Annotated in this window: 20 protein-coding genes and 1 tRNA gene; 10 read left to right on the forward strand and 11 right to left on the reverse strand. The window is 40.0% G+C overall.

Going from position 1 to position 21,067, the window contains the following annotated elements; all coding sequences use genetic code 11:
* The first annotated feature begins 261 nt into the window (after positions 1–261).
* The 3 genes from AAG807_RS09855 to AAG807_RS09865 are packed head-to-tail and all read left to right on the forward strand — an operon-like array spanning position 262 to position 4,270.
* Positions 262–1,047, forward strand: a complete 786-nt coding sequence (locus tag AAG807_RS09855) for a response regulator (protein WP_341903043.1) — start codon at positions 262–264, stop codon at positions 1,045–1,047.
* Entirely contained in the window at positions 1,044–3,962 is a 2,919-nt protein-coding gene (locus AAG807_RS09860; RefSeq protein ID WP_341903046.1) for a two-component regulator propeller domain-containing protein, read from the forward strand. Before AAG807_RS09855 ends, AAG807_RS09860 begins: the two co-directional genes overlap by 4 nt.
* A 35-nt stretch (positions 3,963–3,997) precedes the next feature.
* A complete protein-coding gene (locus AAG807_RS09865; RefSeq protein WP_341903049.1) occupies positions 3,998–4,270 on the forward strand; it encodes a hypothetical protein in 273 nt (90 codons plus the stop codon).
* A gap of 54 nt (positions 4,271–4,324) precedes the next feature.
* Here the strand turns inward: AAG807_RS09865 and thiL are convergent, their stop codons facing one another.
* Entirely contained in the window at positions 4,325–5,368 is a 1,044-nt protein-coding gene (gene thiL / locus AAG807_RS09870; RefSeq protein WP_341903051.1) for a thiamine-phosphate kinase, read from the reverse strand.
* Positions 5,369–5,483: 115 nt separating this feature from the next.
* On the opposite strand from thiL, the gene AAG807_RS09875 reads away from it, so the two are divergent.
* Together AAG807_RS09875 and AAG807_RS09880 are read left to right on the forward strand one after the other, a co-directional pair.
* Positions 5,484–7,043 carry a PQQ-dependent sugar dehydrogenase gene (locus tag AAG807_RS09875; protein ID WP_341903054.1) on the forward strand — a complete coding sequence of 520 codons (1,560 nt, stop codon included), beginning with the start codon at positions 5,484–5,486 and terminating at the stop codon, positions 7,041–7,043.
* Positions 7,040–7,516: a hypothetical protein gene (locus AAG807_RS09880; protein WP_341903057.1), complete on the forward strand. Its 477-nt coding sequence runs from the start codon at positions 7,040–7,042 to the stop codon at positions 7,514–7,516. The genes AAG807_RS09875 and AAG807_RS09880 overlap by 4 nt, the downstream gene beginning before the upstream one ends.
* A gap of 62 nt (positions 7,517–7,578) precedes the next feature.
* Here AAG807_RS09880 and AAG807_RS09885 read toward each other — a convergent pair whose 3' ends face one another.
* Complete coding sequence (locus AAG807_RS09885; RefSeq protein WP_341903060.1) at positions 7,579–7,707, reverse strand: hypothetical protein; 129 nt, start codon at positions 7,705–7,707, stop codon at positions 7,579–7,581.
* A 70-nt stretch (positions 7,708–7,777) separates the two neighbouring features.
* Positions 7,778–8,275, reverse strand: coding sequence for a hypothetical protein (locus tag AAG807_RS09890; protein WP_341903063.1), 498 nt, complete (start codon positions 8,273–8,275; stop codon positions 7,778–7,780).
* 150 nt (positions 8,276–8,425) lie between these two features.
* Between AAG807_RS09890 and AAG807_RS09895 the strand changes: the two genes are divergently transcribed.
* Entirely contained in the window at positions 8,426–9,610 is a 1,185-nt protein-coding gene (locus tag AAG807_RS09895; RefSeq protein ID WP_341903066.1) for an ATP-binding protein, read from the forward strand.
* Between the two features lie 165 nt (positions 9,611–9,775).
* On the opposite strand, the gene AAG807_RS09900 is transcribed toward AAG807_RS09895, so the two are convergent.
* From AAG807_RS09900 to AAG807_RS09920, 5 genes are all read right to left on the reverse strand, one after another.
* A complete protein-coding gene (locus tag AAG807_RS09900) occupies positions 9,776–10,036 on the reverse strand; it encodes a hypothetical protein (protein ID WP_341903069.1) in 261 nt (86 codons plus the stop codon).
* Between the two features lie 58 nt (positions 10,037–10,094).
* Positions 10,095–10,658 (reverse strand): hypothetical protein, encoded by a 564-nt coding sequence (locus AAG807_RS09905; protein WP_341903072.1) that lies wholly within the window; start codon positions 10,656–10,658, stop codon positions 10,095–10,097.
* Position 10,659: 1 nt separating this feature from the next.
* Positions 10,660–11,046, reverse strand: coding sequence for a hypothetical protein (locus AAG807_RS09910; RefSeq protein WP_341903074.1), 387 nt, complete (start codon positions 11,044–11,046; stop codon positions 10,660–10,662).
* Between the two features lie 236 nt (positions 11,047–11,282).
* Entirely contained in the window at positions 11,283–11,948 is a 666-nt protein-coding gene (locus AAG807_RS09915) for a hypothetical protein (RefSeq protein WP_341903077.1), read from the reverse strand.
* Between the two features lie 251 nt (positions 11,949–12,199).
* Positions 12,200–12,272, reverse strand: a tRNA-Gln gene (locus AAG807_RS09920).
* A 183-nt stretch (positions 12,273–12,455) separates the two neighbouring features.
* Here AAG807_RS09920 and AAG807_RS09925 point away from each other — a divergent pair.
* Entirely contained in the window at positions 12,456–16,613 is a 4,158-nt protein-coding gene (locus AAG807_RS09925) for a DUF2723 domain-containing protein (protein WP_341903080.1), read from the forward strand.
* A gap of 8 nt (positions 16,614–16,621) precedes the next feature.
* Positions 16,622–17,233, forward strand: coding sequence for a polysaccharide deacetylase family protein (locus AAG807_RS09930; RefSeq protein WP_341903083.1), 612 nt, complete (start codon positions 16,622–16,624; stop codon positions 17,231–17,233).
* Here AAG807_RS09930 and AAG807_RS09935 read toward each other — a convergent pair.
* Positions 17,220–17,735, reverse strand: coding sequence for a DUF2480 family protein (locus AAG807_RS09935; protein ID WP_341903086.1), 516 nt, complete (start codon positions 17,733–17,735; stop codon positions 17,220–17,222). The genes AAG807_RS09930 and AAG807_RS09935 overlap by 14 nt on opposite strands.
* 135 nt (positions 17,736–17,870) lie before the next feature.
* Here AAG807_RS09935 and AAG807_RS09940 point away from each other — a divergent pair, with 135 nt between their 5' ends.
* Together AAG807_RS09940 and AAG807_RS09945 are read left to right on the forward strand one after the other, a co-directional pair.
* Positions 17,871–18,395 carry a heavy-metal-associated domain-containing protein gene (locus AAG807_RS09940; RefSeq protein ID WP_341903089.1) on the forward strand — a complete coding sequence of 175 codons (525 nt, stop codon included), beginning with the start codon at positions 17,871–17,873 and terminating at the stop codon, positions 18,393–18,395.
* 28 nt (positions 18,396–18,423) lie between these two features.
* Positions 18,424–19,185 (forward strand): alpha/beta fold hydrolase, encoded by a 762-nt coding sequence (locus AAG807_RS09945; RefSeq protein WP_341903092.1) that lies wholly within the window; start codon positions 18,424–18,426, stop codon positions 19,183–19,185.
* Here the strand turns inward: AAG807_RS09945 and AAG807_RS09950 are convergent.
* Complete coding sequence (locus AAG807_RS09950) at positions 19,151–19,735, reverse strand: hypothetical protein (RefSeq protein WP_341903095.1); 585 nt, start codon at positions 19,733–19,735, stop codon at positions 19,151–19,153. The two genes, AAG807_RS09945 and AAG807_RS09950, sit on opposite strands and share 35 nt — an antisense overlap.
* Before the next feature lie 154 nt (positions 19,736–19,889).
* Positions 19,890–21,065, reverse strand: a complete 1,176-nt coding sequence (locus AAG807_RS09955) for an energy transducer TonB (protein ID WP_341903098.1) — start codon at positions 21,063–21,065, stop codon at positions 19,890–19,892.
* Positions 21,066–21,067: the final 2 nt, after the last annotated feature.

Raw genomic sequence — 21,067 nt, forward strand, 5'->3', positions numbered from 1 at the left:
TTTCTATGGATCAGAAAAACAGTTTTCTTAAGTGTTCCACCGTGCACGTCTGTGGGAAAATTATAATTACCTTGTTGTGCAAAGTTTATCTTTAAGCAAGTATTCGACAAAAAATAAATAATTTTAACGGTATTAACTTTTGATTATACTACCAGCTGGTTTAATTTAACAGTTAAAATCTGAGTGTGTCTGGTTTCAAAACCATAACTCAGTTTATTAGAACTCGTAAATTGTCGGTAAGAACAAGTAACAAACTACATTATGGAACCGAAAAGACTACGCGCCTTGGTCATTGATGACGAAGAATACGCACGCAAAAATTTAATAATGATGCTGGACGATTTTTGTCCTGAGATTGAAGTGATCGGTGAAGCTTCCGGAAAAGAGCAAGCCAAAGCATTGATCACAGCCAGCAAACCGGATGTAGTATTTTTGGATATCCGGATGCCAAGCGGCGCGGAAGGATTTGAATTGTTAGAGGAAGTAGAAGAAAAAAACTTCCTGGTTGTCTTTGTTACTGCATTTAAGGATTATGCGATTCGTGCATTCAATGCCAGCGCAGTCTACTATTTGTTGAAGCCAATTGATATTGACGATTTAAGAATTGGAGTAGAAAAATTAGTGGAAGCAAATACTGTTTTCGCCCAGGATCCTGAAAACTACGTGACCTACTTCAGAAGTTTACGCAACTTGTCAGACCAACTGCTTCGCAACAAACCCAACAACCGCATTGCAATCAGTCATACAAAAGGATTGAAGATCGTTGAGGACAATACCATTTCCCATCTGGAGGCAAGTGGAAACTGTACAACCATTTATTTCAACGATGGCACGCGTTATCTGGATACCAGAACTTTAAAGATTTATGAAAACATTTTGAATCCTGCCAAGTTTTTCAGGGTTCATAAATCACATATTATTAATCTCAACAACCTTGCTGAATACATTAATGAAGACGGGCATTTTGCCGTTTTGAAAAATGGATTGCGGATTCCTGTTGCAAGAAATCGTGTAACTGATTTTGTAAAAATGCTAAAGGAAGGATGAGAATATTCGCATTGATAGTCTTTGCAGCCATTTCTACTATTGGAATGGCTCAGGACTATTCTTTTATCACTTATTCTAACGGACAAGGTTTACCTCAGTCTCAGGTGCAATGCATCACACAGGACAACGATGGTTACCTGTGGGTTGGAACATTGGGTGGACTTGCCAAATTCAATGGTAAGAACTTTACCACCTTTCCACTTGAACAAGGATTATTTAATAACCGAATCTCCTGCCTTCAAAACATCCAAAAAACGATTTGGGTAGGACACGAAGGTGGAATTACAGAGATTACAAATAATAAAGCTCAGACCTATTCATTTGGCGACAATAATAAAACAGTCAGTGTAACCGATTTCATATCGTATCAAGGGAAAATTGTTGCGGCAACGGAAGGAAGTGGTTTATACATCATTTCCAATCACCACATTTCAAAAATTACACTTAAAAACGAAGATGCCTCAACCTGCCGGGATTTGGAAATCATCAACGGAAAATTGTATATCGGAACACGCGACGGCTTATACTTCACAGATGACCTGACCAATTTCAAACGAGTGGAGGCATTCAAGGACCGAAGCATTTCCGGAATTGCCCTGACACAAAACAAGGTGTTCATTTCCACCTTTTTCAAAGGATTGTTCCGAACAGATTTCACTTTGAAACAGTTTGACTCTATTCCAGTCAAATCAAACGATTTATATATCGGAGCCATCAATAGTGATAAATCCAATCAATTGTGGCTCGTTTCACCGGAAGGAGTGATTCGTTTCTCCCCGCAAATGAAACAGCTTGACCTGAATGAGGTAAATGGTCTTCCTGTAAACGCAATCAATTGTTCCTTCCAGGATAACGAAGGAAATATGTGGTTCGGGAGTGATGGAAAAGGACTCATACGCTTCGCCAATCAGAATTTACAGATCTATTCCACAAAAACAGGAATGCCTTCCGATCTGATCCTCTGCGGCAAAAAACTGAACAGCGGATCTTATTTATTCGGTTCTTACGATAAAGGGGCTTTTAAGATGAATCTTCAGGGAGCCTGCGAAAAAATTCCCCTTCCTGCAACTACTGTTTGGGACATCGAATATTTCAATGGAAATGCCTGGTTTGCCACTGAGTTGGGAATATTCCGATGGGATTTCAAATCCGAACCACAACAATATAACTTTCCCAATTATTCAAGTCCTTTCCGGGTCATTAAAATCTATAAAAACAAACTGATTGTTGCTGATGAGGAACGTATCGGGTATATTGAAAACAATGTACTTCACCGCTATTCCGATTTCAAATTCAATCTCAATAAAAACGGGAATATCCGGGATGTTTCATTCTATTATTCAAACATGCTGGTTGCCACATCCAAAGGATTGTATGAACTGAATCTGGCTAAGAAAACGCAAAAACTTCTTAAAAAATTCAAAGCGAGTATCTCCTCCATAGAAACAGATACAGACAACCGGATCTGGATCGGTACGGAAAACGGATTGGTCATTTTTGACGGCATCAATTATAAAAATATTTCCTACAGTTCAAAAAGCGGGGCACGTTTCATCAACTTCATTCAACGCGTAGAAAGTCATATTTTCGTTGGAACAAACGACGGATTATACGTTTTTGAGAACAGTGAAGGCTCCCAAATACTGGTAAAACACATTGGAACGAATAATGGACTCATCAATCTTGAATCGAATATCAACTCTTCACTTTTTGAAGAAGGGAACTTTTGGTTTGGAACCACTGATGGTCTTGCAAAACTTCATGTAGGCTCCAACGATGAAGGATTCTCCGATTTTTCTCCTAAACTCAATATCGCACGGGTGTTGGTCAATTACCGGGAAATCGATCCTTCGAACATCTACAACGGTCTGAAACTAAATTATTCCAAGAACAACCTCATCATCGATTTGGACGGAATTTCAATGGAAGATCCTGAATCGGTCACTTTTCAATACAAGCTGGAAGGTGAATCTGACAAATGGTCTCCACCAACTTTAAATCCGACGATCATTCTTTCAAACCTGGATGCCGGAGATTATGTGCTTCATATCCGTGCCATTTCAGGAACAAAGAAGATTTCAGAAGTCAGTTCTTTTGCAATCACTATCACTCCACCATTCTGGAGAACCTGGTGGTTCTACATCCTCGTATTTGTGGCAATTGCATTTGGAATCCGGTATTATTTCAGATTGCAGATCAAACGGGAAAGAGAGCGCAACTACAAGATCAACCTGGAGAATAAATCGCGTTTGCTTGCATTGGAACAGCAATCCCTGAATGCAAGTATGAACCGACACTTCATTTTTAATTCCCTGAATTCCATTCAGTATTTCATCAATACACAGGATCGGGTTTCCGCAAATCGGTATCTGACCAGTTTTGCCAAGTTGATCCGGAAAAATCTGGATAGCGCTTCCGAAGGAGATAATGTCGTGACGCTGCACCAGGAGCTTGAACGATTGGAATTGTATCTTTCACTCGAAGCCATGCGCTTCAAAGACCGATTCGTTTACCGAATTGACAATCAAGGAATTGACCTCGAACAAGTAACTGTTCCCGCAATGCTTCTTCAACCATTTGTGGAAAACAGTATCATTCATGGAATTCTGCCGGATGAAACGAAAAAAGGTGAGATTCTGGTGACGATAAAAGCACTTGGTGACCAGCTCGAAATCTGTATTGATGACGATGGAATCGGAATTGATTACAGCTTGAATAAAAAAGCCAAATTCCAGGGGGATCACAAGTCTCAAGGAATGGAAATCACTTCTAAAAGAATCGACCTTATTCGCAAGATGTGGAATAAGGATTACGAGCTGATCGGTCCCTTTCAAATGACGAATCCTGACCGTTCAATCAAAGGAACGCGCGTTTTAATCAAAATTCCTTATGAAAATTTGGAAATGAATGATTAAATAGTTTATATTTGTTCAGTATGGCTTTTAAGAGTATGAAAAAGATAACAATCATAGCGTCATTATTAATAGTGTTCACAGCTTGTCAAAAAGCTGATATTCGTCCGAGAACACAGTGTGGAACAGAGACTCCAGAGATGCAACGTATCTCTCAGAATGGTTCTACAGGTACAACTGTTGGTAGCCCAAATGCTTTGGGTGGTTCCGAGACGACTACAACTACGGTTGATCCAAATGATCCTGAAAATCCTAACGGAGGAGACATTACGGATCCATTGAGAAAGAAAGATCAGAAAGACAATAAATAAAAAAATCCCGATTCAATGAATCGGGATTTTTTTTGTTCCATTATTTCCAATCAATTACTTATTCTGAAAATGATTCCACCCTTGAGCCTTTATCGGAATCAATGAATCATTTGTATCCACCAAATAAATCCCTTCACTTACATCTGTCATATAACCAATCACTGTCATGTGCGGATTCCCTTTGATCTTATCAAAATCATTTTGAGAGATCGTGAATAACAATTCATAATCCTCTCCTCCATTCAGCACGCATGTTGTTGGATCCAGATTAAAATCAATTGCCGTAGTTGAAGTCAAGGAATCAACAGGAAGCTTCGCATTGTAGATCATCGCTCCTTTATTACTTGCTTTGCAGATGTGCATCACTTCAGAAGCCAATCCATCGGAGATATCAATCATCGATGTTGGAATCACTTCCAATTCTTTCAAGTAAGTGATGATATCCACCCGTGCCTCAGGTTTCAACTGTCTTTGAACAATGTAGTCCTTCCCATCCAAATCGGGCTGGATACTCGGGTTTGATTCAAAAACGCTCTTTTCACGTTCCAAAACCTGCAATCCCATATAAGCAGCACCCAAATCTCCCGATACAACCAACAAATCATTGGCAGCAGCTCCTGAGCGGTAAACCACTTTCGATTTATCCACAACTCCTATAGCCGTAACGGATATAACCAATCCGGATTTCGAAGAAGTCGTATCTCCACCTACCAAATCCACTTTATAATGCTGACAAGCCAATCGGATACCTGCATACAGATCTTCCAAAGCTTCCAACGGGAAACGATTCGAAACTGCTATTGAAACCGTAATTTGCTCCGGAGTTCCATTCATTGCTGCGATATCCGAAAGATTCACTGCCACCGCTTTATATCCCAAATGCTTGAAAGGAACATACATCAGGTTAAAATGAACCCCTTCAACCAACATATCCGTTGAAACCAGGGTGTATTGCTCTTCATTTCTTTCCAGTACCGCAGCATCATCGCCGATTCCAAAAGCTGTAGATTCTCTTGTAATCAAGAAGTTCTTCGTCAATAAATCAATTGTTCCAAATTCACCCAGGGATTCTAAATCCGTTCTTCTTTCTTCTGACATGTATTTAAATATATAGTGCAAAGATACACTTTACTCAAAAGAACCCGAGTTTGATTGCAAAAACGGATAAACTAACCAAGAAAGAATTACATTTATTGAAACAACTAAATCCATTATGAAGAACTTATTCTTCTTTATCCTACTGAATTCCTTTACCGGGATTTCCCAAACCTTTGTCCGATCCGAACTCCCTACTCCGGTATCAACACCTTGGGAAATTACTTTCGGACCGGATTCCATGTTGTGGATCACAGAAAACAACGGAAGGGTTTCACGGGTCGACCCAGAAACGGGAAATAAAACGATTGTTTACACTGCTCCGGATTATTTTGGTGGAAGTCCCTTGGAAAACTCGGTTCTTTGTCCTAATCTAAGCATCGGAGCCGGCACTTTGGGCTTGGCCTTACATCCCGATTTCACTTCTCCCGGTTCTTCCTATATCTTTTTCATGTATTCTTACAATTCAGGAACATCCGGAAGCCCGGCAACCCGTTTTAAGATCCGAAGATTGGAATGGAACCCAACAACCGATCAAGTCATCGCTTACCAGGATATCGTAACAGGAATTTCGACCGGATACGACCATTTGGGAGGAAGATTATTGGCTGTCAAGCAAAACAACACCCCTTATTTATTTGTATCCATCGGTGATCATGGGTCGTCGGAAACAAACAGTCCGCAATGCTATAATCCGCAATCGGATAACCCAAACAATTTTGCGCAGGATCCAACGACTGATAATGGAAAAATTCATCGTTATAACATGGATGGGAGTATTCCGGCAGATAATCCGATTCCGGGGAATTCGTTTTTCACCAGAGGTCATCGCAACCCGCAAGGTCTGGTTTATAACAGCGATCTGAACATCCTTTACGACATTGAACACGGAGACCGCACAGATGATGAAATCAACATCCTGGAAAAAGGAATGAATTACGGCTGGAAAAATGTCCACGGTTATCATTCGGACGACAATTTCCCCGGAGAAGCTGCCTACATCGCGAACTATATCACGCATCCCCAAATTCCAAATGACCACCTGGTAGAACCCATTTATGCTATTTGCGCCGTACAAACACCCAGCTCCAATAATGGAAACACGTGGTGCACCGTTGCTCCTTCCGATGGGATCTATTACAACAGCCATGCAATTCCGGTCTGGACAAACAGCATCCTGATGGTGACACTCAAAAAGGGCGATTCCACCGATATGGAACTTTATCAATTCAAACTGAATGCACAGGGAAGCATTGAAGCCTCAAACGCTCAGCACCCGAATCCCAAAAAATATTTTATGGCAGACCAGCAATTGAATGGACGATTGCGTGATATTGCCGTTTCTCCCGATGGAAAGAAAATTTACCTGATCAACAATGGTGGAGCTGCTTCAGCCACAGATAAAATAACGGTTTACACCTATGTTGACACAACCAACCTGGAATCTCTGCCCTTCACGATCTATCCGAATCCTTCCAATAAAACATTGGTTATTCAGCTTCCGGAAAACAAACCCAGTGTGATTCAAATTTTCGATGCAAAGGGAGCCAAGATCAATGAAATCGAGTCACAATCGGATCTGATCACGCTAAACATAACCGATTTAAAAGCAGGGTTGTATTGGTTGAGCTACGAGTCCGAAACTCTCAAAAGAATTGAACGGTTTGTGAAGGAATGATTAAAAGTATCAAAATTCAAAAATTAACGATCCTCCTTCTATTTATTGGAATGACGGCCTCTTTGTTCCTGCCATTTTACGCGGCAACTTCAGATGGCATGTTCTATTCTCAATTTACTGTATTAGGCGATTTTTATGAATCTGGCGACTACTTTTCAATCTACAATGGTTTCAATTCCTTATTTGGGATGTTCAACTTATTTTGTACATCAGTGATTATTCTACTCAGATTTTTTGCTCCTGCCAAATCAAAAGTATTCAGCATCATTTTACTAGTTATCCTAATTTGTTCTTTGCTATTCAAAGGAATTGAAATGGCGACATCAGAATATGTGCTCTCACCTCCGGATAAACTGCTTGCAGGTTTTTATGTATTCACTCTCTGTGAAGCCTTCATAGTATTCTTACTTTTTAAGCAGAATAAGCAATCTCTTAAAAAAGTGAATGAGGATTTACTGGATTATTTTAGGTAAAAAACCAAAAAGCTTTCCGCTATAGTGAAAAGACTTTTTAAATAACCTTAGATTATCCCCCCTTAATGCACCGGCGGAGGCGTATTTGACGGACAAGTCGGATTCGGACATTGGGTCAGCCCATCCGGTAAAGCTGTACCGCAAGCCGGACAAAACTTCTGTTCTTTTGAAAGATAAAATTGCTTTTTCATGATCTTCACTTTTTCGTTACCCTGTAAGTTAGGAAGAAATGAGCTGGAAGAAAGTTAAAGAGTGTTAGCGTTAATTGGAATCGGATTTCTTCTTCCTTGCAAAGACCCAGATAAACAACCCTGCAATCAGGCTGCAAACCAAAGCATAATCGTAGAAGTAAATTTGGTTCAAAGGAATATCACTTGCAACATCCGAAGCCAAGGGTTCCGATGCGATAACTCCAAAGGACAATAAGATGAGAATAAACTTGATAAGGAACCCGACCAGGTAAGCGAAACAGACAACCATCAGAATCAAGATCAGTTTACTATTCGGATAATCCGGGTTCTTAGTTCTTCTAACAAGCTGAAAAAATCCAAATGAAAGCAAAGGAAGTACCCCGAATGAAAGAGCGGTTTTCAACCGGATCGTAAATTCCTCATTCATCGAACTAACCGTGATCTTAAATGGCATTGCCGGATCGATTAATTGTTTCATTAAGGCATCATTCAACAAAGGAAAGATCAACCACATAATGAAGAAAAACAGAACGACAAGAATGGATGTAAGTAAAATCGGCTTTTGCATGGGGTGAAAATAGTGAAAAATACAGAAATCTATAGGCGAAGTCTGAAGAATCAAATCCGTACAAAAAACAAACGGAGAACTGATACAAACCAAGATCTTTGCATATTCATAAATAAATAACTATATTGCACTATAATTAAATATATTCTTATGGATCCTATTCTAAATCCCTATAATCCAGGAGCAGGAAGTCGCCCTTCTTATTTAGCAGGAAGAGATACTATTTTAACCAAAGCAAACATTTTGTTTAAGCGAGTTAAAGCCGGGCGGGCTCAAAGATCAATTATGCTTTATGGTTTAAGAGGGGTGGGCAAGACTGTATTACTTAACCGTCTCAATAACATGGCTACAGAAGATGGTTATATCGTGGAACAAATAGAAATGTCTGAAAACGACAAGTTCGATCTTAAAATGACAAATCATATTCGGAAGATACTTCTACAAATCAGTTTATTTGAGAATGCTAAGGATAAACTAAAGAAGGCATTCCGTGTCTTAAAATCTCTTTCTCTAACCCTACCCGATGGTCCCGAAATAAGTATTGATGTCGATGCAATAGCAGGAGAAGCCGATTCCGGAAATTTCGAAACCGATTTGACTGATATGTTTGTGCATATAGGCAATGCCGCTAAGGAAGAAGGAAAATCAGTTTGTATTTTAATAGATGAGACACAGTACTTAAAAGAATCAGATATGGCAGCATTGATAGCCTCGTGTCATAAAGTTTCCCAGCTTGAATTACCACTTGTTGTTATTTGTGCGGGACTACCATCAATTGCAGCAATGGCTGGCGACGCTAAATCATACGCAGAACGACTATTCGAATTCATCCCTGTCAGCAATCTAGTAAGCCCTGAAGTGGAATTAGCCATTTCTCAACCAGCTAAAGATTTGGGTGTTGAATTTACAGATGAAGCCGTTCAGGAATCAATTAATATTACTAAGGGGTATCCTTATTTCATCCAGGAACTAGGCAAACACACTTGGAATTATGCTTCAAAATCTCCTATTTCGGTTGATGATGTTGTTGCAGCAAAAACGGAGACATTAAATGAGTTAGATAACAGCTTTTTTAAAGTGCGGTTTGATCGTGCGATAAATAGCGAGAAAAAGTTAATGGCTGCGATGGCAGAATTGGGTAACGGTCCATATTCCATGTCTGATGTTGCAGCTAAAATGGAAGTCAGACCAACATCTGCAAGTCCAACACGAGCCACCTTAATAAGAAAAGGATTCATTTACGCCCCTTCTCATGGTCAAATTGATTTTACAGTACCCTTGTTTGCTGACTTTTTAAGACGAGCCAAAATCGGTGAGTCCGATGAAGAAGATTGATCCTATGTTAAGTCAACTTTGTGCTGCCCCCAACCTTCAGGCAGTTTTTGTAGTGTTCGGCTTACTCATACTACCCCACCCCGTTTTGAAATTTAAGATTGGTGCGGAAAGTGAAGGGCTAATCTAGGAACTCCCCATCAACTTTTTGAGGGGAAAACCATATTACTAACGATTAACCCACCATTGTTCTATTGTCTCGTTTGGATAAACATTGATCTTTTTTCCAAAATCATTCGTAAAACAGTAATAAGGAATCCCATTTTGTCTGCAAAATGTTGCCAACTCATAACCCCATTCTTCCAGTTCTTTTGGGCTTCCATGCAGAGTTGAAGGATGGAAAAACAACGAATTGTGATTTGGAACATTCGGTGCTGGGTACTTTCCTCTGCGTACAATTTGGTCTGGTCTTAATTCAATGCAATCCATAGTTGTTCTTTTGATTTATTAAAGTAACGGTTCGATTTGATTCAGTTACAATCGGAATTTAAATGTCGAATAGGTTACGCACTGTTTCGCTTTCAAGACTAGCGATGTAACATTCCAGATTACTAGATACCTTATCTAATACTCTCAAAAGATAGGGACTAACCGTTGCTATACTTAAAACTTTATCCAAAGGAAACCCATGATAATTATTCAAATGCTGTTTTATGTCATCTATTTCATCAATGGTTAGCTGTTGAAATGGGTTTTCGTTCCGATAGTCTGCCATTGGCGAAAGATGTATAAATGCACATCCTAATTTATATACTGAATTTGTCCATCCATGTAAAGAATCCGCAAGATCCACCATGTGCCTGTCAGTTATTTGTGTCTTAGAATTAGGTCTTGTCCATTTCTCATTATTCAAGGTTTGGTGGATATAATGTTGTCGTTCGGTTAAATCATTACTCAGTAAGAAAACCGCTCTTACCAATGAATCAAGTTCCTGCCTTAAAATTGAAACGACTTGTCCATAGTGTCTATTGGCACATAGTAGTTGACCCGCAGATGTGTGCTCTGATGAGCGTTCTCTTAGAATCCTGCAAAATTGTTGTGTTTCTGTCATATTATTTTCTTAAACCCACAATAGGAAAGCTCTTGTCTCTCAACCTCAGATCCTTACGTATCGATTTGATCAATTCTGTCAAACACTCATCGTGCAAGTTATTCTGATCTCTCACTTCCGCTTCAAACAGTATCATCATTTTGATTACGTCTTCACTGGCAATCAGCAGAAGCTTATCCCGAGCGTATGTATACTCCTTGCCATACTTAGTACTTTGGTTATCCGAAGCGAGATTATGCAATGCTTCTAAGAAAGCAACATAGTGTTCTTCCTTTAGCTTTCGAGTTTGCAGAATTATGCTATTGCGGTTTGCAAACCATGCTCCAATAATAGATACTGTGATTGCTACTGCTCCACTGAGGATTGAAATTAATAGTGGTATTGACATTGATTCAATTTTGAAATGTGGTACGAATTTATTTAAATCGGCAATGCAGGGTCTAACTCACCTACGATTTCCATTTATTAGACCTCTGATTGCAAGAATTATTATAACCAAAGTTACGACCCAACTAATCCAACCATGTCCACTTTCTTCTTCATACTCACGCCCCATTTGACTATGGACTCCGAAGGCTAATATACAAAAGAATAGAACGATTATTTTCTTCATAATTAAGGACTTCAAATTTTGTCAATATCCAATCTCATGAGTTCTATTAGCTTTGCTTTCTTTTCTTCCGTTTCTTTACGTATTCCCTCAACTTCGGAAGTAATTGGTGACAAATCCTGCTCACCCGCAAATATCTTCTTTAACGATTCAGAAATGGAATTAGAAATTTTACCCACTTTATCATAGTTGGCTTGAATACTTTCAACAATAGTTACTATTTCTGGTGTTGCGATAAGTTTCAACTCATTCGTTTCCTTTGCAATCTCTTTAATACCGCCCAACGCTTCTTGAACCATTTCGTCAATACTATTGTAAAATAGATTAATCGCTTCCATTTTCTTCCCATCATCAGCATCAGATTGAGACATTGCATTTAGCAAAATTGTTACCTGCCTATTCATCTTATTTTGGTCAAGAAACGGATTTTTCTCACTATCGAATTTGTCGAGTAAGCCATGATACTTGGAATAAACTTCGTGTTTTTTCTCGTACTGATATTTACGTTTTTCGTGGTCAAGTTTGTACGCCGCTATTACCCGTTCTTGTTCTTCGGTTATTTTTGCCTTTGTTTCGAGTTCAGCTTGAAATTTAGCCTTGGCGTTTGTGTAAGTCGTTAGATATGTAATCAAGGCTGAACCGATTGCTGAACCAACAACCCAAAAGATATTAACTTCCATGGATAGAGTTTGTGAAAATAAAAGTACTTAAATAACCAAACTGTACCAAATTCCGTCCACACTCCAAAACCTCAAATTTCACTCTCCCACTCACCAAACTATTGGCCACAAAAAAGGAGCTTATTTCTAAACTCCTTCTCTCTTGACCCACTAGGGCTCCCCGACGAATTGCTTTGCAATTGTCGGGATAAACTTCTCACCCAAGCGGGTGGAAAACAAAAAAGCTCCATCTTTCGATGAAGCTTTTATTGTTGACCCACTAGGGCTCGAACCTAGACTCTTCTGGACCAAAACCAGACGTGTTGCCAGTTACACCATGGGTCAATTGCGAGGGCAAAGTTAATACTAAATTCTTTTCACACAAGGAAACCAATAAAAAAAATGGAGTTTTTCGTTGAAAAAGGAGAAAAAACATTGAAATTCATCCATTTAGCATTTTTCAACATTTCTATGCCGAATCGTCACAATATATTTATAACTTCGCGAGTTAAACTTTCAAAGTAAATCATGACTTACAACAAACTGAATAACCTTACAGGCTGGTTGGTTTTCTTAATCGCAACGATTGTTTATTTCCTAACCATTGAAGATACCGTTTCACTTTGGGATTGCGGGGAATATATTACAGCAGCAAATAAATTAGAAGTTGGTCACCCTCCGGGCGCACCGTTATTCATGGTATTGGGACGTTTGTTCTCCTTCTTTGCAGAGCCTGAAATGGTGGCAGTCTGGATCAACCGTCTTTCAGCTTTGAGTAGTTCATTCACTATCCTGTTTCTGTATTGGTCCATTACCATGTTTGGTAAGAAGATCATGCAACGCAAAGACAGAGATTGGTCTAGAGGTGACCAGATCGCAACGATCGGTGCCGGAGTCCTTGGTGGATTGGCATATACATTCTCCGATTCATTCTGGTTCTCTGCTGTTGAAGGTGAGGTTTACGCGATGTCATCCCTGTTTACAGCTGCCATTTTCTGGATGATCTTAAAATGGGATGCCGAAATGATCGGTATCAAACATGGAGAGATAAAAGACGGAAGATCACCGATGCGTTGGATGATCTTGATCTGGTTCATGTTTGGTTTAGCAATCGGGGTCCATTTATTGGGACTACTTGCTGTACCGGCAATTGCTTTCGTTATGTACTTTAATTTGTGGGAAAAGACGACAATCAAGGGAATAGTCCTGACAGGTTTGATTTCCGTAGTGGTTCTTGCATTCGTTCAGGAAGGAATTATCCCGGGATCGGTTGCATTGGCTTCTTGGTTTGAAGTTGCTTTTGTCAATTCATTTGGCTTGCCATTCTTCTCCGGAACCATTTTCTTCTTCCTTTTATTGATTGGCTTATTCATGTGGGCTTTCAAATATGCGAAAAGAAAAGCGAAACCGATTTTGAATACGGCCTTGTGGAGTTTAGCATTCCTGATGATTGGTTACGGTTCATTCGCAGTAATTGTTATTCGTTCGAACGCAAATACTCCATTGGATGAAAATGACCCGGAGAACCTGGTTACGCTTCATGCTTACTTGAAACGTGAGCAATACGGTTCCTGGCCGATCTTGAACGGTAATTACTGGAATTCGACACCAGATGCACAAGAAAAATACGGAGATGCAAGTCCATTCTACTTACGTCGTTTTGTAGTTGAAAACGAATCGACCGGAATGGATGCAAAAGCATTTATCGGGGAGAAAGAAGCTACCGACTGGGCAAAATCAAAAGGCCGAAATTATACCGTAAAGGAGAAATACTTCTCCAGTAACGAAAGTGTACGGAAAAACAGCAAACAGGTATATACACAAACAACCTTCTTGCCGCGGATGTACTACACATCCAACAATCCAAACGATCCGAAAATTCTCGCTTATAAAAATTGGTCGGAATACGATCCATCAGATGTGACGGATGCAGACGAACTGGGAACAGACGGCATGCGAATCCCGCATTTCGGTGAAAATATGAGATACATGTTCAGTTATCAGATGAACTGGATGTACTGGCGTTATTTCATGTGGAATTTCTCCGGTCGTCAGAATGATTTCCAGGGACATGGGGATGACATGAGAGGAAACTGGATTTCCGGATATTCATTCATCGACGATGCCCGCTTGGGTAGTCAGGAAAATGCTCCTTACTACACTTTGGAAAATCCGGCTCATAATAATTTCTGGTTGCTTCCGCTTGTTTTAGGAGTGATCGGAGTGATCTTCCACTTCTACAGAGCTCCGAAAGATGCATTTATCGTCTTTTTGACCTTCTTCTTTACGGGGATCGCCATTGTTATTTACCTGAATCAAAAACCGTTCGAACCACGTGAACGTGATTATGCTTATGCAGCCTCGTTCTATGCCTTTGCATTCTGGATAGGACTCAGTGTACTGGGCTTGTATGACGCTTATAAGAATTTCAATAAGGCAGATTGGAAAAACATCCTGATCGGATACGGTTCATTGACTGTATTCATCTTGTTTTTTGCATTTTCCGGTGGTGGGGTCATTTTATCAACCTGGTTGGTAATTGCATTTATTGGACTGGCACTGCTCGGACTGGCTTACGGAATGCGGAAAGCTTTGAAGAACAACACCGTTGCAGCAGGATTTTTCACGGTTCTGACTTTGTTTGTTCCATATATTATGGGTGAGCAAGGATGGGATGATCATGATCGTTCGGACAAAACATCCGCTCATGATTTGGCATACAATTACTTGAAATCATGTGCTGCAAATGGAATCATCTTCTCTGTTGGTGACAATGACACATTCCCTCTTTGGTATTTACAGGAAGTGGAAGGTGTCAGTACAGATGTTCGTGTTTGTAATACGAGTTTATTCGATACGGATTGGTATACCAACCAGATGAAAATGAAGATGTACAAATCGGAGCCGCTTCCTATTACTTTCAGAGAAGACCAGATCCTTCAATGGGCTGGTGGAACGGACCAGGCATTCTTCATGTCTTCAACTCAATTATTGAATCAAGGGATCAACCGCGAAACAGTGACGAAGTTGTTCAAGTTGAAATTGAAAAACAGCCCAAGAGAGTTCAAACAATCCTTTGCACAATTCGCAAACACAGCTTCGTCTGTTATTGCAACTGTTAAAGCAAAAGATCCTGCATACGAACCGCGAATCAGTGAGATTCGTCAAATATTCAGTAATGCAAGTGCTGATTCCGCGAATATTGAATTGGTGGAAAGCATGGAAAATGGTGTTCTGGAAATCTTCGAAGGATACAGAAATCAATTGCTTGAAGCAGATGTAAAAGGTTTGGAAGCATTGCAGGAAGTGATGGCTTCTTGGGAAGACAATTGGTCATTCCTTCCAATCAAGGAAGTCATTTCCTTTATGCAGGATGATAACAACATGATCAAATACGGAACGACTTATTTGAGAGTTATCCCAAGTACAGGTTTCATTCTTCCGGTTAACAAGAAAAATGCACTTGCATCAGGAATTATCTCGAAAGAGGAAGTGAAAAACTGCGAGAACGAAATCCGTTTCCGCTTTAATTCCAGATCCGTTCAGGCAATTACAAAATCTGATATCATGATTTTGGATATGTTGGCTAACAACGACTGGAAACGACCGATGTATTTCACTTCTCCTGGTAATACGGAAATTTCAACAGCAATGTATCAAAGCGGGCATTTACGCACGAATGGTATGGCTTGGGAAATCACTCCAATCCTGGCTCAGGGGAAAACGCCGATCAATGAAAAATTGATGTACAAGCATTTGATGGAAACCTACCATTATGGTAAAATGAGTGATCCGGATGTATTGACTGATTACTACGCAAGAAGACAAACCGTTCAATTCAGAACAATGTTCGCTCAATTGGCGGAGTATTATGTAACGGAAGCAGAGCAAATGGAAATGAGTAGAGAACAATATGGTCCGATGCTTAAAAACCTACGTGCTTCAGGTCAGGCAAGAGTTGCCGATTCATTGGAAAACTCCTTCAAAGGAACTATGGGAATGACCACTGCTCAATTGCGTAAAAAAGCGGCTCTTGTGATTCAAAAATCATTGGAAGTGATGCCAGCCGAGATTGTACTTGATTATGGTGAAAGACCGAATCAGGCTGCACCAATCAAAGATGCAAACGGTGTCGAATATGCACAATACCAGGACGGGGTACTACAGGATTACGTAGGTCTTCTTTACCGGGCAAATGACAAGAAAGGTGCTGAAAAACTGGGAGCTGAAGTAGCTCGTCAATTGGAAAGCATCATGGGTTATTTCAAAAATAGTCCGGCAAACTTCGCTACTGCGAACGAAACAGATTATATCGCTGCAGTGATCAATTATGCAACCATTCACAAGTTCGCAGGTGATCCACGTATCGGAAATCCGAAAGGAGCATTGGTGAACAGAACTACAAAAGGTCTGGAAGCTCTTTACAATGTGGATCTGACGCGTATTTATGCTGAACTGGACCAACTTTCATTGGAAAACGGTGAAAGCCAAACAGACGGCGACTATGCTACCAAGAAAGCGCGTCTGCAAGGAACCATGAATGCAATCGACTTCAGTTTCGAATTGACAGGAACACAAGTTCCAACTGGTCCGAAACCGGCTCCGACAGGTATGCCTGCAGGAGATCAAGCTATCTTGAACGAAGATGTATTGAACAACGTTCAACCTTCTGACGATTCAATGTAAGATTGAATATGAAATTGTTTAAACCTCCACGCTTGACCAATTGGGTTTTCCCAAAGTTAAGGTGGAGGTTTTCCATTTCCGAACCAACCGTCTTCATCACATTCGATGACGGACCGAATCCTGAGATCACGCCATTTGTTCTGGATCTCTTGAAAGAATACCATTGGAAAGCAACCTTTTTCTGTGTGGGACAAAACATTACCAAGCACCCCGAATTGTTTCAGCGGATCATAGCCGAAGGACATGCAATCGGTAACCACACCATGAAGCATTTGAATTCCATTAAAACGGAAAACGGGACCTACCTGGATTCTTTTCGTGAATTCGAGCAAATGCACCCCACCAAACTGTTCCGTCCACCTTATGGCAGGATCAAACCAAGTATTGCCAGGGAAATCGGAAAGACACACCAAATCATCATGTGGTCGTGGTTATCCTATGATTACGATCTGAGTGTATCCACTGAACGGATCCTTTCAGAAGCGAAACGGATCAAAAAAGGGAACATTTTGGTATTACACGACAATCCAAAGATTACCGAAAGACAAAAACAATTATTACCTCAGTTGTTTCAGCTATTGAAGGAAAAAGGATTTGAATCGAAGGTTATTTCTGTTTAGGCTTCTTGTAAATCGGAACGGTAGAACATGGTTCTCCATACATGATACTCGAACAAACAGGTTGAACTTTTACTAAGAACTGAGACATGGCCGCTTCCGGATTCGGAATATCCGAACATCCTTTCACAATCAGTTTTCCATCCGTAAATTGCGTGATATCCAATTGATCAATACTCCATTCCAATGCTTTTTGTTTTGCATCAGCTTCGCCTCCGATTGTTACAGAATCAGCAATTCCTACCAGTTTCGAGCTCACCAACATGAAAGCCCAAGAAGGCAAAATTGCATCTACCGAACAAAACAAATAAACGTGTTTCCCCTGAAATTGATTCCAGTCAAAGTCCTTCACATATTCGCGGAAATCCTTTTCTTTCAGCACCAATCCCTGCCATAAGGACGGTTCGAAATCAAAACCTGCAAACTCAGAATTCTTCGGACAGTATTCTGCCAAATCAACGGCAATCAATCCACTTTGTGCTACCTTATTTACAATCTCAGACATGCTGTAAAATTACGGATTTCTCTTCTTCGGATTTCCGGAGATGTTAAAGTTAAGGGTTCAGACAATCATTTTAACAAAAATTAGTGAAACTCCTCTCCCGTTTGCCTTACATTTATGCCCAATAAAAGTGAAACCATGAAACACGCGATTTTTTTAGGACTGGCTACTGTATTGGTATTAGGTTCTTGTTCTTCCCCTGAGAAAAAGATTATTTCCATTGAGAAAAAGGTGGCCTATAAAAAATTAGATCCTGTTCAGGCAGATCGCAAACTGGCAATCGAGGTTTCCGGTATGACATGTGAGCATGCTTGTGGAGGTTCAATCCGCATGGCTTTGAAAGAAACCGGAGCTGTTGATCGTGTTTCCTATGATTTCGAAACCGGAAGAAAGACCAATACTGCTTACATCACGTTTGATAAATCGAAGATTTCTGCTGATAAGATCGTTTCCATTATCGAAACCTTGAATGAAAAGCAATTCACAACAGGAAAATCGACTTCCACGGATTTGGAAGAAGAGACCAAATCAAGCAGCCCTTCCACAACGAAAACAACAACGGTGATTACTGAAACGAAGACTTCCAAAGTCGACGTAGATGTTCCTGAAACATCTTGGGAAATTCCCAATATTTTCGAGTTTTTTTCTCATTTGGTCAGCTAAAAACAATCGCTATTTGTAGTTTTGTATCATGAAGCTGCAACATCGTATTATTGGGGAAGGAAAACCGCTAATTATTCTTCACGGACTTTTTGGTTCTTCAGACAATTGGCAAACCCATGCCAAACGTTTCTCCGATTATTTTCAGGTCATTCTGGTCGATCAACGCAATCACGGTCATACCGATTGGAGCGATGAATTTGACTATGATTTATTGGCTGCAGATTTACACGAACTTATTACCGATCTAAAACTTGAAAAAGTAAACCTTTTGGGTCATTCCATGGGTGGAAAAACGGTCATGCGTTATGCACAACTTTATCCTGAGACGATTGAAAAAATGATTGTCGTGGATATGGGAATAAGAGGTTATCCTCCGCATCATCAGGAAATTTTAAAAGGGATTGATGAAGTCAATGCCTCCCCGATGGATTCACGTTCAGCCGCAGAAGCGATATTGCTTCCTTTTGTGCCTGAAAATGGAACGAGACAATTTCTCATGAAGAACCTGTATTGGATTGAAAAGGGAAAACTGGCTTGGCGCATGAATGTGAAAGTTCTTGAAAAAGAAATGCCTAATATCCTGAAAGCCATTCCCGATCAGGAAGTTCTGGTTCAGACACTATTTATACGGGGAGCGCTTTCCAATTACATCGTTGATGAAGACATTCCTGCCATTGAAGATCAGTTCCCGGATTCGACTTTTATAACCATTGAAAATGCCGGTCATTGGATCCATGCAGAGCAGCCGGAAGAATTCATGAATGCGGTTTTGGAGTTTTTGCTAAGATAGGGACGCGATGCATCGCGTCCCCAACATCCCCAACCTTCCCAACCTTCCCAACCTTCCCACCAGATTTCCATTTGGAAGGATTTTCCAAAATATATCTTTGAACATTTTCAAATTGTTCCCGGGTTTTGACAATCACATCATAATACCGGGATTGCCAACAAAAATCAAATCCCCCAATTTTGCATCTCATTGTAACCGCAGATTTGAATCCTCTGATAATTGATCCCAGATTATTTGATTGAGGTTTAAATTGATTATTCCTGAGATTGCCAAATTCATCCGAAGACAAATCTGTTCCATTGAATTCCGTCATCCCGATAGTAAGTAGAGCATGAAAGTGATCTGGCATTACGATGAAATTATGCAGTTCCAGTTTCATATTAGGCCTCAATTTGGAGGTTTTCAACCATTCTTCGGAAACAATCTTACCCACATGGTTTAATTCAACTTTTCCATCAAAAATTTCCCCGAAGAACGGACATTTATCTTTTGTACAAATAGTAATAAAATACGTTCCTGCGTTAGAATAATCCCACCATTTGGCCCTCAAAGAATCATTTTTATACTTCAATCCCATTGTTCTTTCTTCTTTAATTTAAGAAAAAACATCTTTTCAAAGAAGAAACAAATTATAAAATTAAATTATTTATGCATCATGTAGGGACGCGATGCACCATGTGGGGACGTGATACATCGCATCCCTACTAATCCAATTCAATATTGATTGGCAAAGAATACCAGGATTTCACCGCTTTTCCATTGTTCTTTGCAGGAATCCAATTGGGCATTGCTTTTACAACCCGAATGACTTCCGCATCACATTCGGGGCAATCTTTTACTCCTTTTTTCATCTGCACGTTCGAAATGGAGCCTCTGTCGCTTACAACGAATTGAACATACTGCGTCGAAGGTTGAATTCCCATTTCTTTAACTATTTGCGGATAACGAATATTTTCGCTCAGGTATTTCAATAAGGCTGCGCGACCTCCGGGAAACTCTGCCTGCTCATCAGTTACATCAAAAATTTCAAGTTCCGGAACCGGTTCAACAGTTTTCGGAGCCACTAATAGTTCACCTTCTATCGAACCTACATTATCTCTTCCCCCAAATCCTTCCGTCGTTTCAACTCCAAAATCGATTGATTCAATTCTTTCAATCATAATAGGATGAACCTCTGGAAACTGATCCCGGTAAGCTTTCGAGAACCCGTTCGGACCTTTCAAGCGGTAATTTTCACGTGCAAGCTCCAGTTTCTTTAGTAGCAAATCGTTTTTACTTTCTAATTCTGTGTTTAGTGCTTGATACACCTGTAACAAGGAATCAATTCGTGGATAAAATGAAGTGATTTGTTCGATGTAATTCCGCTGGGTCTGAATATTCATCTGATTGCGTTTCTCGTAATCCTGATATTTCCGGATCAGCTGTTTCAATAATTCATTTTGCTCTTTCCGCTTGTATTCATCCACATTCAATTCGTCTTTTTTAAGCGCATGAAACTCCACAAATTGATCTCTTGCTTTACTCAAAGGTTTGACAAATGTTTGATATTTTGGAAGGAAATTGAAATCAGCTCCATCCGGATACACCTCTTTCGTGTCAATCTCTAAATACTTCAAGGTGTTTATCAAACCGGTAATAGACGAAGCCGTTTTTCTCCATTTTTTATCCTCCGGATAAAGGTTCGTTTTAGTTTTAATCCGAATATCATCCCGGACTTGCTCCAAAATCTCCGCTTCCTCTAAAAACACCTTTTCGGAAGAATCCTGCTTTTGCTGATGTACCAATAATTCAGCACGTAATTGGGTGTTGATTTTTTTTGCAGATTGCCCGAAAACAACATCACTTCCAATGATCAGCAATAAAAACAAAAGTAGTTTCATAA

It is taken from the genome of Fluviicola taffensis DSM 16823, assembly GCF_943372375.1.
Lineage (GTDB): Bacteria > Bacteroidota > Bacteroidia > Flavobacteriales_D > Crocinitomicaceae > Fluviicola > Fluviicola taffensis_A.